This window comes from Mesorhizobium sp. M0983, from assembly GCF_040318975.1.
In the GTDB taxonomy this organism is placed as follows: domain Bacteria; phylum Pseudomonadota; class Alphaproteobacteria; order Rhizobiales; family Rhizobiaceae; genus Mesorhizobium.
The window spans coordinates 1-15,459 of record NZ_JAMYNH010000041.1 but is presented as its reverse complement, the minus strand read 5'-3'; the positions used below and the strand labels follow the sequence as shown (position 1 = coordinate 15,459).

Annotated in this window: 11 protein-coding genes and 2 pseudogenes; 9 read left to right on the top strand and 4 right to left on the bottom strand. The window is 57.6% G+C overall.

All coding sequences use genetic code 11. The features are described 5' to 3' along the window. Nucleotides 1-674: 674 nt before the first annotated feature. Nucleotides 675-2,081 (top strand): amidase family protein, encoded by a 1,407-nt coding sequence (locus tag NKH71_RS32185; RefSeq protein ID WP_352896236.1) that lies wholly within the window; start codon nt 675-677, stop codon nt 2,079-2,081. Nucleotides 2,082-2,450: 369 nt separating this feature from the next. After that, nucleotides 2,451-3,005, top strand: coding sequence for a GNAT family N-acetyltransferase (locus tag NKH71_RS32180; RefSeq protein WP_352896233.1), 555 nt, complete (start codon nt 2,451-2,453; stop codon nt 3,003-3,005). A gap of 334 nt (nt 3,006-3,339) precedes the next feature. On the opposite strand, the pseudogene NKH71_RS32175 reads toward NKH71_RS32180, so the two are convergent. Further along, nucleotides 3,340-3,822, bottom strand: a pseudogene (locus NKH71_RS32175) (VirB4 family type IV secretion/conjugal transfer ATPase); the annotation flags it as partial. Nucleotides 3,823-4,197: 375 nt separating this feature from the next. Further along, the gene (locus tag NKH71_RS32170; RefSeq protein ID WP_352896230.1) at nt 4,198-5,397 is read right to left on the bottom strand and encodes an ATP-grasp domain-containing protein; all 1,200 of its coding nucleotides are present in this window, start codon (nt 5,395-5,397) and stop codon (nt 4,198-4,200) included. A gap of 1,025 nt (nt 5,398-6,422) precedes the next feature. Between NKH71_RS32170 and NKH71_RS32165 the strand changes: the two genes are divergently transcribed. The 4 genes from NKH71_RS32165 to NKH71_RS32150 all read left to right on the top strand — a co-directional run bounded on the left by NKH71_RS32165 (nt 6,423) and on the right by NKH71_RS32150 (nt 10,304). Next, a complete protein-coding gene (locus tag NKH71_RS32165; protein ID WP_352896228.1) occupies nt 6,423-7,379 on the top strand; it encodes a KpsF/GutQ family sugar-phosphate isomerase in 957 nt (318 codons plus the stop codon). A gap of 88 nt (nt 7,380-7,467) precedes the next feature. After that, complete coding sequence (locus NKH71_RS32160; protein WP_352896225.1) at nt 7,468-8,730, top strand: sialidase family protein; 1,263 nt, start codon at nt 7,468-7,470, stop codon at nt 8,728-8,730. Between the two features lie 28 nt (nt 8,731-8,758). After that, nucleotides 8,759-9,574 carry a 3-deoxy-manno-octulosonate cytidylyltransferase gene (gene kdsB / locus NKH71_RS32155; RefSeq protein ID WP_352896222.1) on the top strand — a complete coding sequence of 272 codons (816 nt, stop codon included), beginning with the start codon at nt 8,759-8,761 and terminating at the stop codon, nt 9,572-9,574. A 52-nt stretch (nt 9,575-9,626) separates the two neighbouring features. Next, the gene (locus tag NKH71_RS32150) at nt 9,627-10,304 is read left to right on the top strand and encodes a histidine phosphatase family protein (RefSeq protein WP_352896219.1); all 678 of its coding nucleotides are present in this window, start codon (nt 9,627-9,629) and stop codon (nt 10,302-10,304) included. 211 nt (nt 10,305-10,515) lie between these two features. On the opposite strand, the pseudogene NKH71_RS33590 reads toward NKH71_RS32150, so the two are convergent. Both NKH71_RS33590 and NKH71_RS32145 read right to left on the bottom strand, forming a co-directional pair. Then, nucleotides 10,516-10,698 (bottom strand): annotated as a pseudogene (locus NKH71_RS33590) (IS1634 family transposase N-terminal domain-related protein); the annotation flags it as partial. A gap of 512 nt (nt 10,699-11,210) precedes the next feature. Then, the gene (locus NKH71_RS32145) at nt 11,211-11,993 is read right to left on the bottom strand and encodes an IclR family transcriptional regulator (RefSeq protein WP_352896216.1); all 783 of its coding nucleotides are present in this window, start codon (nt 11,991-11,993) and stop codon (nt 11,211-11,213) included. Between the two features lie 658 nt (nt 11,994-12,651). On the opposite strand from NKH71_RS32145, the gene NKH71_RS32140 reads away from it, so the two are divergent. The 3 genes from NKH71_RS32140 to NKH71_RS32130 form a co-directional block, all read left to right on the top strand. Continuing rightward, nucleotides 12,652-14,295, top strand: a complete 1,644-nt coding sequence (locus NKH71_RS32140; RefSeq protein WP_352896213.1) for a N,N-dimethylformamidase beta subunit family domain-containing protein — start codon at nt 12,652-12,654, stop codon at nt 14,293-14,295. Between the two features lie 411 nt (nt 14,296-14,706). Continuing rightward, a complete protein-coding gene (locus NKH71_RS32135; protein WP_352896210.1) occupies nt 14,707-14,805 on the top strand; it encodes an FAD-dependent monooxygenase in 99 nt (32 codons plus the stop codon). Between the two features lie 109 nt (nt 14,806-14,914). Continuing rightward, nucleotides 14,915-15,459 (top strand): transposase (locus NKH71_RS32130; RefSeq protein WP_352896207.1); only part of this gene is annotated, 545 nt, incomplete at its 3' end.

Below are 15,459 nucleotides of genomic sequence, written 5' to 3'. Positions count from 1 at the left end.
ATGCTGCAAGAAATGGCATCCACAATGTTGAGGTAATCGAAAGCGACATCTTAGCAATATTCCGCCCCGCCGAAAATTTGATTTTATATTTTGGAACTGTCCATCGGACTTTGCGCCGGACGACTATGCGTATAGGGACGACCTCGAGCGAGGAGCCATTGATCCGGGTTATAAATTGCTCAGCCGCTTTCTATCGGAAGGCCCAGAATTCCTCACGGAGTCAGGCAGCATACTCTTGGGCTTCCCCAGTGGTCAGCGGGACGATCTCCTCTCGGAAATCATCCTCGCAAACGATCTCGATTCCGTACCTCTCGGGTCCGGCACCTACCCTAACGTAAGCCCGGTCTACAGAATGTTCTCCATACGCAAAAGGAGGCTAAGCCCATGATATCAGAACATTGCATTGCATGCATGGAAGCTCGTGATAGTAGATAAGAAACAGGTCCCCTCGATTAAGGTACTTAAACGCCGTGGAACTTCGGCAATTCCATTAGGGCTACGGCACGCCGAACGGTTGGTGGCGGGTTTCATTGCGTTATGTTGGACGTCAGGCGCAGATAAGGCAGCATGCGTAGTGATTGCCAATACAAACTGCCAGCTTATCTGAAATCCACGGACTACTAGGACCAGCTGCGGCAGAAATCAACATTACTCGTTGAAAATGGAAGGGTCGCATGAACTGTCAGACTATCGGCTTTATGCCGGCTGTCGAGCTGGCCCAGCTGATCCGCACCAAGAAGATTTCGCCAGTCGAGTACATGCGCGCCCTGCTGGCCCGCATTGCCGAGGTAGAGCCCAACATAAACGCCTTCGCCTACCTTGCCGCAGATCGCGCAATGAATGACGCGAAACAAGCGGAAGCCGCGCTGATGAGCGGTGCGCGAATCGGACGGTTGCACGGCGTGCCGGCCACGATCAAAGATGACTCGATCACACAGGACATGCCGACACAGTACGGTAGCAAGATCTACACCGGGCATCAGCCGACCGAGGATGCGCCGCTAACGCAGCGCCTGCGCGAAGAGGGCGCGATTGTCATCGGCAAGACCACGTTGCCGGAGATAGGCTGGACCGGCGTTTCGCGCAGCCCACTCACGGGCATCACCAGTAACCCGTGGCAGCTCGGCTACAACGCCGGCGCGTCCTCGGCCGGCGCGGGCGCCGCCGCAGCGGCGGGATATGGGCCTCTGCACCAAGGCAGTGACGGCGCGGGATCGATCCGCATGCCTGCTCATTTCAGCGGTGTATTCGGACTGAAGCCCAGCTTCGGGCGTGTGCCGAACTGTCCCGTCCCCGCAAGTGACATGACGAACCACAACGGCCCGATCACACGCACCGTCGCCGACAGCGCACTGATGCTCGAGGTCATGGCCGGTCCGCATTTCCTGGACCATACGTCGCTCGAGGCGGAGCCCGCAAACTACATCAATCGGCTGCGCGACGGCGTAAAAGGCCGGCGCATCGCCTATAGTCCGAATCTAGGTATCGCCCGCGTGGATCCGGAAGTCGCGGAGCTAGTGAAGGCCGCTGTGACGCGCTTTATGGAACTTGGTGCAACTGTCGAGGAAGTATCCACCCCGTGGGCGAAGGATGGACCGGAACTGATCCGCTTCTTCTGGTCCGCGCATTTGACCGGCTTCGCGCAGTACCTTGCGAAATGGGAAGCGGAGATGGATCCTGGGCTCGTCGCCTGCATTAAGCATTCAGAGAACGTCTCCGTCGCGCGCTACCAAGAGATGCGCAAGCGGAAGATGGTCTACGTCGCGAACATCCATCGCTGGTTCCAAGATTGGGACTTCCTATTGACACCATCGGCTTCAGTTGCCGCTTTCCCGGCCGAGAAGCTGATGCCCGATCATTGGCCGACGCATCCTTGGGATTGGATCATGTGGGCGGAGTTCTCTTACCCATTCAACATGTCCTGGAACCCGGCCGCAAGCGTACCATGCGGCTTTACTCCGGCGGGGCTGCCAGTCGGACTGCAGATCGTTGGCAAACGCTTTGACGATCTGGGCGTGCTGCAGGCTGCAGCGGCATTTGAACTGCTGCAGCCATGGGCGGACAAGCGCCCGCGGCTCTGATCAGACTTCGCAACACGTAGTGATCTAACCCAGGTGACGTGACTCTAGCGGAACTGACGCATTGAGTTTACCAAGATGCCGAAACCGTTGCTGACGCGGACACAGGGCTTTTCGAATGGTGTACCTCCTTCGCAAGGATATTCGAGACAGAGAAGCTAGCCGGCATCGATGGGCCTCATGCAGCAGGAGGGGCGAATACCCGAGTCCACCACTCGGCAACGTTGGGCATTTCTCGGAGCTAGAGAGGCAAATCGACTGGCGAGAACGATGGACATGCGGTCTTGGGCAAGGTCGCGCGGCGGGCCTCGAACGAGTGCGGCTCCTCAACTGGAGGGGTGCTCGACTTTTTCAGCGGGGGGCGACCTACTGATGGAGACGCGGACAAAACGCCTGCTGCTGCGCGAATGGAAGGACGAAGACATCGAACCATTGGCTCGAATGAATGACGATCCCAGAGTTGTAAGATACCTCGCAAGACTGGCCGATCGGAGCGCGATTGAGGTATGGATAAATGCCCAACGTAAGCATTTCAAAAAACACGGATATGGCCTCTGGGGACTCGAGCGTTTGGATGTTGCCGGGCTTATCGGCTTCTGTGGTCTTGTCAACGTTCCCTATCAAGCGCATTTCACACCGGCGGTTGAAATCGCTTGGAGGCTGCATCCGGATTGGTGGGGACGTGGATATGCAACCGAAGCCGCCGTTGCCGCTCTTGCCTTTGGGTTCCAGAATCTAAAGTTGAACCAAATCGTGGCAAATGCCGCAGGGGACAACGTCGCCTCGCGACGGCTTATGGAACGCATTGGCATGTCCCATGATCCAAAGGGCGACTTCGATCATCCATTCAAGGCTGTCGATGATCCCTTGCGACGCCAAGTCCTTTACAGGCTCACGTATCAAGATTGGCACCAAAAACTTCAGTAGTAGATCTCGATGGCCCACCTTTGCGCAAAACGCAATCGGCCTACCATCGGCTACCACGGCGCTGCAGCTGAACCGCCGATATCTAATAAAGGCGTACTGATCGGGACCATAGAAAAGAGATTGCTACGCAAACCAGCCGCCGCTGTCCGGTCGTCTCACGACCGAGACCTGTGCATGGCGCCCCCTGCCGGTGTTTCAAATCTAGCATCCTAGGTCGCCAGGTACTGACTCCGTTGGCCTTGGAACGCGAGTTCAGCTTGGTTGGCGGCGACATTTTCCATGGCGCCTGCACTTGGATCAGCTCTATTTTATGCGTCCAGTCGGTGGCTATGCTCAGTATCGCGGCCCCATAGCCATAGGCGACGAGCTGTGATGAGGCTTGGGCGATCGTGTCCTCGGTTTCGGCCGCCATCGCCGTCGCGTCCTAGTCGAGCGAGCGCGATTGCGTCTGGAACAGCTGGGTCGAAGAACGGCCTAACTTCTGCGGACATTTCTTGCGCGTGCGCTCCAGCCGTGCCCGCGCCTCCTGATCGTCGAGGAAGATTGCGCGATGACCACCGATAGGTTAGCGGCATCGGATCGAGCTCGTTGAGGACTCGGGCGGAAAGCCGTCGATGCCGACCACGGCGAGATAGCGGCTGTCGACCATTGGCGTGAGGCCGTGAGTGAACTCGCCGATCGCCAGCCAGTCGAGATACATCGGAATCTCGGACAGGCGCACGGGATGGGTTTTCGCCGCTGATGCAGAAGTGGATGAACTAGACAGCTCGTCATAGCGGGCAGTCTGGAACCCACCCCGCTCCAACACCGAGTGCGTCACCCCGGCGAGGGCGAGGAAATGGTTGTCCTCCAATGAATTATTAAGGATGAACACGGCGTCGCAGGTCGCCGTATTCTTCGGCTACGCGGGCGCCAGTCTCGAAGCTCTCCCGCACGATCCGCGCCTTCACTGAGCGACGAGTTGATGCCGGAGCTCGTTGTGCTGGTGGCGACGCGGCCGATTCTATCGGCAGCGACGATCGCTCGGAGTTGGGGCACCAGCGGGCTGCGCTGGATCTTTCTTGGCGAACTCAGTTTATGCGCGTACAGGAGGCCGCGAAGGGCGTGGGGAGCCTCGCAACTTGTGACCCTGTCCCTCTGTCCGATGATAGCCAATTCCAAAAGCCCGCAACTTGGGTCTGCATCGCTTCGCCTAAAATGGTGTGATCGACCAATCGATTAAGTCGACGGCACGCTGAAGTATCGCCTCGGTCTCAGCAGGGCTGGCTGAAGCGGCGATGACATGTCCGATCGTGTCGCGGTAATCGCCTTTCCTGACGATCGGCGTTTTGGGTTCAACGTACAATTTGACCTCGGCAACGCCTGGGATAGCAGCGGCCCTGTCGCCATCGATCGAGTCGAGGACGCCATCGCGATCAGGAATGAGGATCCGCACGGCCGCAACGTGCGAATGCCTTCTGCACAAGTCCCATTCATCGCCGATGACAAGCTTGATGTGCTCGGTGACGAGATCCACACCGTAAGCCAGCTGAATCAGCCTGGGACTGGGCACGCCAGGAAGACGCGGATTGACTTCAATGACGACTGGGCCACGCTTCGTCCACCGGAATTCAATGTGCGCCGGCCCCCAGCCAAGGCCGAGGGCTTGCAGACAGCTCAGCGAAACATCGGTGAAACGCTTATGCTCGTCATCGCTCAGCGGGGCCGGAAAGATGTTTTTATGAAAGACGAAATGCGGTACCGGACCGAACTCAGAGGCGGAAATCCCAATGATCTCATTCCCCATTGTGTAAACGCTATACTGGGGGCCTTGTGCGAATTCTTCGACAAGTATCCTCGGTGAAGACCGCCAAATGTGCTTCCCGCCCAGCAGATAGGTCGTATGTTCGGTCAGCTCATCGACGTTACGGCACAATCGGACACCGCAGCTGCCGCTGCCGGAGGCTGGCTTAAGAATCACCGGCAGCCCGATCTCCGCGGCAGAGCTTTGTATGTCGGTTGCATTCCTTGCCAGGCGATAAACAGGCACTGCAACGCCGGCCTCTGCGAGCAGCTGACGTTGAAAGAATTTGTCGCAGCATCGTTCAATCGACGTCGGGTTTGGTCCCGGTAGATCGAAATGGCGGCAGAGCTTGCCAACTGTCGCGTAGAACTCCTCCAAGGCGCCCGTAATGCCGGCAATGTTATAGGTCTCGCCTAGGCGGGAACACTCGCGAATCAGTGCATCGAGATTGTCTGTATCGACACGGATTGCCTCGCTTTCCGCCGCAAGATAGTCGTACTGAGCTGGCTCAGCCGCCAGGATAATTGGACTAAGCCCAAGCCGCTGGGCCACTTGGACGTATCCCAGCATGTTGCTTGCACCTTCAACCAATATGAGCGCTCTTGCCATTGGCGTTGATTCTCCCATTGCGTTCTCTGCGGGCGGTATGAGTGTAAACAGGCATCAAATTTTTTAGCCGTGCCTGAGCTCGATTTTGCGTGAAGTTACCATTGTCAGCGATCTGCGGTCGCAAAGATTCTGTAATTTCAGTTGAAGGATCTGTTGCAGCGTTCCCGGCGCGCTGCTGTTGAAGAATCCGAACGCTTGGCGAGCTCCCGCGCGGTTTGTTGCCGCGACAGTATCAATCGGGAGATCGACCGCGGCGGGCAAACCTCTAGGGTGCAGTGTGACGGCTTGGCCGGAACCCTCATGTTTGAAGCTGCGGTGGTCATTCTCACAAGCGCCAGCGCGGCCGGCCGTCAGACGGAAAAAACCTTCGAGAATATGCGGGTCGCAATGTCAGGCTCTGAGGCCACAAACGGGTTCAAAGGTTCAAAATGCTGCCGTTGGCAATGTATGAACGTATGAACTTCGCTTTAGTGGATAGAGACGCTCGGCTCGGGAGTTTCCGAGACGAGGATTGTCGCTGAACCGCGAGCGCTGGCCCTCGGTCAAGTATCCTACGATCGGCTCAAGCTCATGGACAAGGCCGCCGGCCGCTCTTCCGTGACTTTCCAAACAGGGCTCTACAGGACCTCGCATCACAATCTGCCATTGTCCTGGCCGCAATCTGGCAAGTGAAGTGGGTATGGTCCGGCACGCTCTCCTTCTGAGCCCTCAAATTCGCCAACGGACCGAGCTGTGAGATCGCATCCACGGCTGCTTTCAACGCTCGCATGCGAACGATCGAAGCGACGAAATCAGGTCCATGCTGCCCAGTTGCGAAACTGCAGCACTAATTTAATTAAAAGATCATCCCCATTTTCTGATTGATCGCTATACAGCCTCTATCCGACGTCACAAGGACAGTCGCCAATTTGATCGAGGCCGATATCATGACACTTGTTGGCTACAGAAGTACGGTCCCGCGTCCCCATGGAGAGCCAGCTCAGCAATATACTGAATCTGGCAGGGACCTTAGCAGCAAAATAGTCATGCTTGAGCGAGCCAAGGCCATCATCCGCCAAGAGGCTGCCGCGTTGCAAACCCTCTCAAACAGGATCGACGATCATATCTGCGTGCTCGCGGACTACATCTTTTCTTCAACTGGCATTGTCATAGTGTGCGGTGTCGGCAAGTCGCGACTGATTGGCGAAAAGATTTCCGCAATTCTCGCATCGACCGGCACTCGATCGATCACGCTCGACCCGGTCGACGCTCTGCATGGCGATCTCGGGCGCGTGCGCGCCGGGGATGTCATTCTCGCGCTCTCCAATTCTGGCGAAACTGCGGAACTTATGCAGCTCATCCGTGCTATCCGGCAGCTTCCTGTCATCGTTGCGGCGATCACGGGGCGCGCCACCTCGTCGCTGGCACAGGCTGCCGACGTGGTGATCAACATCGGGTCGATCCAGGAAGCATGCGCACTTGGCCTTGCTCCGACTACCTCGGCGACGGCTATGGCCGTAATAGGGGATGCTCTAGCGCTTCTCCTGCAGGAGCGGCGTGGGTTCACGCGTCATGACTTCGCACGTCTTCACCCGGGTGGAAGTCTCGGACGGGAGCTGATGCGAGTGCGCGACCTGATGTGGCCGCTTGAAGTGATTCCAGTGTTCCGGCCAGGTACACCGCTATCGCTGGCGCTCTTGTACATGTGCCGCGCCTCCCCAAACCTAGGAGTCGCCGCAGTCGTCGATGAGCAATGCAACGTCGTCGGGACCTTGAACGGGGACTCCATCGGCCGATTAGCTGAGTGTGGCGCCCCTCCCGACCTTAGCGATCCGGTGGAGCGGCACATGCAGCCGCCGCTCAACACAATTTCCGGGCACGCATTTCTCGATCAAGCCGCGCAGCTTTTCCGTCAGCACGAGATCGAGTTGATACCCGTGCTTGACGACCAGGACAAGTTCGTCGGCCTGATATCTCGTCAGGACGTGCTGAAGCCATGTTGAGTGATGAAAGTTGTACCAATGGCAACCATTCGAGGGACGATCTCACAACGGCTCTCTTGGCGGCACTGGGGATCAGAGCAGGGCTTCGATGATGCGCGCGTTGGCGAACGACTTCGAGATTGTCTACCGGTCCGAGCGGCCACAAGATGTATACTGCTACACGCCGGGCATTGTTGTGACGGCGAGCCGAAGAGTGGTAGCCACCTTTGACCTCGGCGGTGCCGGGGTCAGGGATCTCCTCGGGCCGAAGGGATCTCGCGCGGGAGGTACGCGCTTCGGAATGGGCCTGGTCTATGTGTCCGATGATGGGGGCTGTTCCTGGGCTGAGCGAAAGAGCTTTCCATTCTGGCACGCCCGACCATTCACAGCTGGCGGGCGGCTCTACATCCTTGGTCATGCCGGCGACCTCATGATCATTCGTTCCGACGATGACGGGGAGACGTGGAGCGCGCCGGTCACCCTTACCTCGGATATGAAATGGCACGGGTCGTCCTGCAACGTGCATTACGCGAATGGGTCCCTCTACCTCGCCTTGGACGAGCGGCGCGATCTTGCAATCGAGGGATGGAATACAGCCGGTTTGGCACCGCGGGTGTTGCGCGCTAGAATTGACCACGATCTTCTAGACCGTGAGAGCTGGACTATCTCAGAGTCCCTCGCGTTCAACGAGATAGTCTCATCGAGGGATTTCGATCTTTTTGGTATACCGTTCTATAGCACGCCACCCCGAGCTTCGGCCGAGCTCGGATCGGGACGCTTGTGTGCACCAATGGGCTGGCTTGAACCGAATATCGTCCGGTTTTTCGATCCCTCACATCTGTGGCACGATCCGGACGGGCGAACGTTGCACGTTTTCTTGCGCACGAACACGGGTGGAACGGGCTATGCTGCCCTGGTGAAGGTCGTTGAGCAGGATGATGGTCGTCTGACCACAGCATTAGAAACCATGCCGTCGGGGAAAAGGGCTCTCTTCGTCCCATTTCCGGGAGGCCATATGAAATTCTTTCTGATTTATGATGACAAAACGCGGCTCTACTGGTTGCTGAGTTCACAAGCGACGGACTCTATGGTGCGCCTTACGCACATATCGAAGGCGCGCTACAATTTGCCGAACAATGAGCGCCATAGGCTGCAACTTCACTTCTCCAGAAATTGCATCGATTGGTGCTTTGCCGGACTTGTAGCCGCGGGTCAGACCGAGCGTCACGCACGGAACTACGCGAGCATGGCGGTAGACGGCAATGATCTTCTCGTGTTGTGCCGGTCAGGGGATGACGAGGGGAGGGATCCTCAATATACGAACCTGATCACGTTCCATCGCGTCAAGGAATTTCGCAACCTCGTCTATTAATCTTAGGATCCCGGAGAGTGAGGAAAACATGCCAAGAGCTTCGAGCCCAGTCGCTATCATCATTCCGGCTCGCTACGGCTCGACCCGCTTCCTTGGCAAGCCGCTCGCCATGATCGCTGGCCGGACGATGATCAACCGTGCCTGGTCTTTGGCCCGTGCAGTATCTGACGTAGATGAGGTTTGCGTCGCCACAGACGATGAGCGCATCGCCGAGCATGTTCGAAGCTTTGGCGGAGCCGTGGTGAGAACCCCGAAGGAATGCATAAACGGCACCGAGCGGGTGCTGACAGCAGCCGAGATGCTCGCCACGACGCCTGCCGTCGTGGTGAACCTTCAGGGTGACGCTGTCCTCACGCCGCCCTGGATCATTGCCGCTCTGATTGATGAGATGCGCCGCGACCCGACAGCGGAGATCGCTACTGCCGCGGTCCGGATGGACAAGCGCAGTTATGACGCGTTGCGCACCGCCAAAGGGCACGGCGAGGTGGGAGGCACAACAGTGACTTTCGACCGACGCGGCAACGCCCTCTATTTCTCGAAATCCATCATCCCGTTCGTGCGCAAAGACAAGCAAGGTAATGGTACGGATCCCCTGCCTGTCTTTCGTCATATCGGACTCTACGCGTACCGCTACGAAACCCTGCGCAGGTATATCAGTTTCGAGTCCGGTCCCCTCGAACGTTCTGAGAAGCTTGAGCAATTGCGCGCGCTCGAGCATGGAATCCCTGTACGCGTGGTCCAAGTCGACTATGGCGGCAGGACTCACTGGGCTGTCGACAGCCCGGATGATTTGAAGCGCGTTGAGGCAATCATCGGCGAAGAGGGCGATCTCGTCACGGATTGAGGCAGACAGCCAGTCCTGTAGGGTGAACTTCAACACAAAGCGGCCGTTATCCATGAAGCTTATCCTCAGCCGCCACGGCAACACGTTTGATCCCGGCGACAAGATCGTGTGGATCGGCCGCAGAAGCGACCCTCCGCTCACAGAAGAGGGACGCCGCCAGGCTCAGAATCTCGGCAACGTTCTATGGCTGTCAGGTGTTATGCTCGGGGGACTCTATTGTGGACCGCTGCAGCGCACACGCCAGTGCGCCGAGATCATCGTGGAGCGGATCGGTGGCGCGCCCTTACCGATCGTCGATGCGAGTTTAGCCGAGATCGACTATGGTGCATGGGAGGGTCTTAGCAGCCACGAGATCATAGAGCAATTCGGAGGGGAGGAATTGGAGGCGTGGGAACACCGCGGGGCATGGCCACAATCGGCTGGTTGGAGCCCTCCCGAGGCCACTTTGGCAAATGGCGTCACAACATTTGTGGGGCAGCTCGCCCGGACCCAGGGAGAGGATAGTGCAGTCCTCGCCGTGACGAGCAACGGCGTGTTGCGCCACTTCCTGCGGCTTGCCGGCAATACGCTAAATGGCAAGGTCGCCACAGGTCATATCTGCGTTCTTGAGGTGCTGCAGGGAAACTGCCGGGTAAACGCCTGGAACATTGCACCAGATCCGGATCATGTGTCAGAGCTATTGAGGAAGGCCGTGCGCAAGAGATCAAGCGATGGCATATCCAGCCCTTGAGCCTCGCGCGCGTGCCAATGTCGCAGACGCGATTGCGGCCTGCAGGGAACAAGACCTCCAATATTGTCACTACCCCGGGCCGTAAGACCCCGGCGCCTGGACGACGCAAAAGAGGGATTGACTCATCGAGGCCCGTTACAGAAGCACTACAAAGCGCGTCGAGGGAGGATTCCGAAGCCGGCTCAGGCAGCCTGTGCTTCGGCCACGTTCGCATGGCCCGCTCGGCGTAGCGGCCAACTGAAGCGGCGAGCCGATCGAGATCACCCGAGCCCAGGACCGCCTCCTTGCGCCCGAGATTGCGGATGATCCGCTGCTTTATCCGCCCCTCCTCACGCACGCTCTCGACGAGGTAGAGGTAGGTGTAGCCGCGGATGTTCTTCTCGCGCACGAACATGCAATCAGCATTACTAAAAACCGCGATTCGTCAAGCTCTACACTGTAGACGACTATTTAGCATTACAGCATAGAGCCGTGCCTAGCTCCACTTCAACAAAAACAACAAGCTAACGCAGAAAACGCGCCGGAATCTCCCCGCAACTGTTCAAGTCGGGTCAAACGCTTCGACCACGCAATGTGATAATGTGATCGCGATCTGGTGGTTACAGCAGACCGGCAACGGGCGACAAGTGCCTCAAGCGCTAGCACCTTGCAGCAGACCAGATCCGTGTGGATAAACTCGGCTCTAAGTTGGACGCGGTTGAGGCCTGCGGGACTCGTCGGCCTCTTCTCGCCTCGCTCCGTGCCGCCTATGCGGCAACCTGCGAACAACGCCGGTGATTCAACTCGGAAGCCGCATTGAAAGCTACGCTCTGATCGGCGGTTAGCGCGAACCCGCCCGCACAACTACCTTCAATTTCAGGTCGGGTGAGATGAAGGTGCAGAAAAGAGATATCTTATGAGTATAAGTCAGTTTTTATCGTTGAATCGTTGCCTCAGGGGCCACAGCGCTCCGAGTTTGGCAGCTGTTGACGACACCGACGAAGCTATTTTTTCGTGCCGATCTGCAGTTAAGCGCGAGCTCGGACCTGCGACACTGACGGTCCCAACCGTTTGGCCACCCTCCAAAGTAATCGGGGCAGCAATTGCGATGACGCCAGGCTCAGCCTCCTCGACTGAAATTGCCCAGCCTCTTTTCTTAGTCAGCGCCAGTTCTCCCATAAACTCTTCCACGGAGGTAATGGATCGCTCCCCTGCACTATCCCCTCCGTCATTGACGGCGATTCGAATTGCGTCTGTCGGATCTAGCGTCGACAAATAAGCCTTGCCGTTAGCTGTGGTCGCCAAGCGAACTCTCGCAACCAGTTCGGGCTGATATTTCAAGCCGTTCCGAGCGCCTTGGACCTGTGCAATCCAGGTCAGCGTTTCACCCTGCACGACTGCCATACGAACAAGTTCCGCGCTTTCGCCAGCCAATTCCTCTAACACTGGCTGACAGACGTCAGTTAGGTGCGTGGCGCTCAGAAAGCGTTGTCCTAGAATGGCCAGTCTTAGAGTGAGTTTGTAAAAGCCCGTGGCTGGCTCCTGCTCGACCCAGCCGATTTCGCACAAAGTGGTAAGCATCCGGTGGGCAGCACTTTTTTGCAAATCGAGCTTTTCGGCAATTTCGCCGAGGCGGATTGTCGATGCCTCGTTCGCCAGCAACTCAATAACAGCGAAACATCGCTCCACAAGAGAGTTGACAACCCGCACACAAGCCTCCGAAATGATGTTCCAAAGAGGATGGTGTTGCTGTAACTTTTTAGCCCGCCTCGGTCAAGTGGCGATCAGTCGCTCCATCACACCGATAAGTCGCAGCTTGTCAACGAACATCGGATGGTGGACAGTTCTACAATCGCACCAATGGCACGACCACCGTGTTTGTCGTACCCAGCGACGGCACTGTCACCGGCCGCAACATACAGCGCACTGCATCCAGGAGTTCATTGGCTTCGTCGAAGACTGCCGGCGAGCAGGCCATCCCCGTAGTAGGGTCGACAAATACGTCCGCTCCCGCATTGACACCGCCTCAAAAGATGGTTATTGGAACTATATTCCATCAGATAACATGTTCCAGATAAGTATGACTCTTCCGGCTCGTGGGTTCGTGATTTCGACCGCAGTCGGATTGGGAGAGGCCCCGATGTCTACTCTAGGTTCGGTCCTGGACCGTAAGCCTGGTCTGCCGTAGCGAAAGCACCTCCACCCTCGTCAGGACGAGATCTGATGCTACTCAAGTCTCACGCACGAAATGGCTTCGTTATTTGGTTGTGAAAGAGCAAATTCATGGCTGATGTGGGCTGAGATTTGTACTTGGCTCGGTCGATCCCAAAAGTGCCCGGTGAACAACTGGAATGCAAGGAGTAAAGCGATGAGCGACGACGTGAGTGCCGGATTCCCGGGCCAGGAGCCTTTTGAGTTTGTTCCTCGGAGACAGGGGTTCAACGGAGTGAAGACGCTCTACTACGAGACCGTCTTCCAGGATCCGGCTCACCTCGAAGTGTTTACCTATACGGATCGCATGTCGTACAGGCCTGGGGATGTCGTGCGGTTCCACACCAGCACGACCGCAGAGCGTTTCGACATCAACATCGTCCGGGATGGCGTGAGGCCTCAGACAATTGCTCATCTGGAAAATATAGGTGGCGAGTCGGCGGGGCTCCGCGATCGCTTTTACGAGCGGGGCTGCGATTGGCCGCAGAGCCATGCCTGGAAAATTCCTGATGACGCACCTGCTGGGTTTTATATCGCCACTAGCCACGCAAGCCGGAACGAGCAGCGCCAGGAGCAGGAACACGGTTTCTTTGTTTTACCCCGCAAAGGTCAGCAAAAACCAATTCTCATGGTCGCCGCTACAGGTACTTGGAGAGCTTACAACGATTGGGGCGGCTACAGTCACTATGTTGGTCATAAGTTGACCGACGGTTGGCGTTTTGCCCCCAGGGTTACTTTGCATCGCCCTTGGGCGAGGGGTTTCATCTGGCTGCCACCGGGTGCCCCCCGCAAAGCCGCGATACAGCCGACACCGATGGGGTCGCCACCCCGCTATCTTCAGGATGAGTTCGCGTGCTCACGGGGCTTTAGCAAGTTTTACGCCAGTGCCGGCTGGGCGAGCTATGAGCGGCCATTCCTGTGCTGGACAGAGGCTCAGGGGCTTGGGGTCGATATCGTTTCTCAGGCCGACATGATCGCGGATCCGGATCTGTTAGCTGCATACAAATGTGTCGTATTCGTCGGTCACGATGAATACTGGACCTGGGAGATGCGAGAAGCAATCGAGCAGTACATGGAGAACGGAGGCAGTGTGGCGCGCTTTGCCGGCAACTTCGGGGTCCAGATTCGCCTGGAAGACAACGGAATCACTCAGGTGTGCTACCAGGAGAGGGCGCTCGAGAAAGATCCGCTCGCGGGCACCAAGGGTGAACGCCGCTTGGCGACCGATTTTTCCGATCGGCGGGTTGGCTGGCCTGGGGAACAGACCTTCGGTCTAAATACTCACTACGGGCTCTTTGCGGGAGTAGGAGGGATGGTAGCCCGTGGAGTCGGGGGCTTCACCGTGTATGCTCCTAACCACTGGGCGTTTGAAGGACTCGACCTGGGGTACGGAGATGTTATTGGCGCGGAGGCGCGAATCTTTGGCTATGAAGTCGACGGATTAGATTACGAGATGATAGACGGCATCCCACGCCCGAGCGCCCGCATGCAGACACCTGAGGGTCTAGAGATTTTGGCGATGGGACTCGCCTCTAACTTAGAGGTGGCTCATGGCCGCAAGGGCGAGAGCCTCTACTGGGGTGACCAAACGACCGCATTTGCGCTTAAGCGCTACGGTGTCGCAACTGAAGCCACCCGGGGTGCCGCCGCTCGGGGATGTGGAATGATTGTCGCTTTCCAGAAGGGGCGCGGGTCTGTATTTCATGCCGGCACCTGCGAGTGGGTCGCGGGCCTTCAGCAAGGCGATCTGGCTACCTGCCGCGTCACCCGCAATGTGTTGGAGCGTTTTACACGACTTTAGGTCCGTTGTGTCGAACTCCACCTCTGCGCGTCCTGATTGCAGTGGTCGCATCAAGGCACCCTCGCTGAGATGGTAAAGCGGCGAGGTACGCATCTCGAAATCTATCTGGCAACGGCAGAGGTTATGGCTAAAGTTACCTATCGGGTCGCCACCGAATGCACTCGATAGCCATGGTGGGCGCCGCTGTTCTGCAAATGCGAACGCTACAGGTTTTGTGTAACGCATGACATCAATAGCAAAATATTTGGGCGGCAAGACGCGCGTGAAGCTCAATACGGGGGGCGCCGACCGTCGTCGTACGCCTGGGCTTCTGCGGCATGCAAATGATTGACAAAAGAGCGACGTTGTAGGAGTGTTCCAGTTAGAACACCGTTCACCACTGCATGCGCGTGAGCTCAAGCGAGGATCAAAATGGCGGTCAAACCAGATTACGACGTTATAATCATTGGCGGCGGGCATAACGGGCTGACTACAGCCGGTTACCTTGCACGCGCCGGGATAGTGTGCTGAAGGTTCTGCAAAAAGTTTTGGAGAGAGAACGGCGCTTGCTCTGAGGGGCGAGCGGCCATGGCACGGTGGTGACGTTGCGATCACCGATTCCCGTGGAAGGGGAAGTGCCATGACCAATCGAGACGTTAGACTGAGCAGAGGCGAGTTGAAAGCGTTGCTGTTGTCGGATGAGGACGGCTTTCGCCAGGCATTGCAGAGTGTCGTGCAGGAGGTTCTTGAAGCCGAGATGACGGAGGCGATCGGGGCCGAGAAAGGCGAGCGGACGGCGGAGCGGACGAGTTACCGGTCCGGCTATTACGAACGCAAGCTGGTGACGCGAGTCGGGGTGCTGGAGCTTCGCGTTCCGCAGGATCGGGCTGGCCGGTTCTCGACGGAGTTGTTTGAGCGCTACCAGCGTTCGGAGAAGGCATTGGTGTCGGCGCTGGTCGAGATGTACGTGCAGGGCGTTTCGACCCGCAAGGTGAAGGCGGTGACGGAGGAACTGTGCGGCCACTCTTTCTCGGCCTCGACGGTGAGCGAGGCGACGATGCGGCTGGATGAGGCGCTCAAGCCGTTCTTCACGCAGCGGCTCGAGGAAAGCTATCCGTATCTCATCTTGGACGCGCGCTATGAACGGGCTCGCGAGGCGGGCGTGATCGCCAGCCAGGCGGTGCT

Bases quoted from the DNA above. Each gene is read 5' to 3' on its own strand.
- NKH71_RS32150 (WP_352896219.1), top strand. From the start codon at position 9,627: ATGAAGCTTATCCTCAGCCGCCACGGCAACACGTTTGATCCCGGCGAC.
- NKH71_RS32160 (WP_352896225.1), top strand. From the start codon at position 7,468: ATGATGCGCGCGTTGGCGAACGACTTCGAGATTGTCTACCGGTCCGAG.
- NKH71_RS32165 (WP_352896228.1), top strand. From the start codon at position 6,423: ATGCTTGAGCGAGCCAAGGCCATCATCCGCCAAGAGGCTGCCGCGTTG.
- NKH71_RS32185 (WP_352896236.1), top strand. From the start codon at position 675: ATGAACTGTCAGACTATCGGCTTTATGCCGGCTGTCGAGCTGGCCCAG.
- NKH71_RS32170 (WP_352896230.1), bottom strand. From the start codon at position 5,397: ATGGCAAGAGCGCTCATATTGGTTGAAGGTGCAAGCAACATGCTGGGA.
- NKH71_RS32135 (WP_352896210.1), top strand. From the start codon at position 14,707: ATGGCGGTCAAACCAGATTACGACGTTATAATCATTGGCGGCGGGCAT.
- NKH71_RS32140 (WP_352896213.1), top strand. From the start codon at position 12,652: ATGAGCGACGACGTGAGTGCCGGATTCCCGGGCCAGGAGCCTTTTGAG.
- kdsB (WP_352896222.1), top strand. From the start codon at position 8,759: ATGCCAAGAGCTTCGAGCCCAGTCGCTATCATCATTCCGGCTCGCTAC.
- NKH71_RS32180 (WP_352896233.1), top strand. From the start codon at position 2,451: ATGGAGACGCGGACAAAACGCCTGCTGCTGCGCGAATGGAAGGACGAA.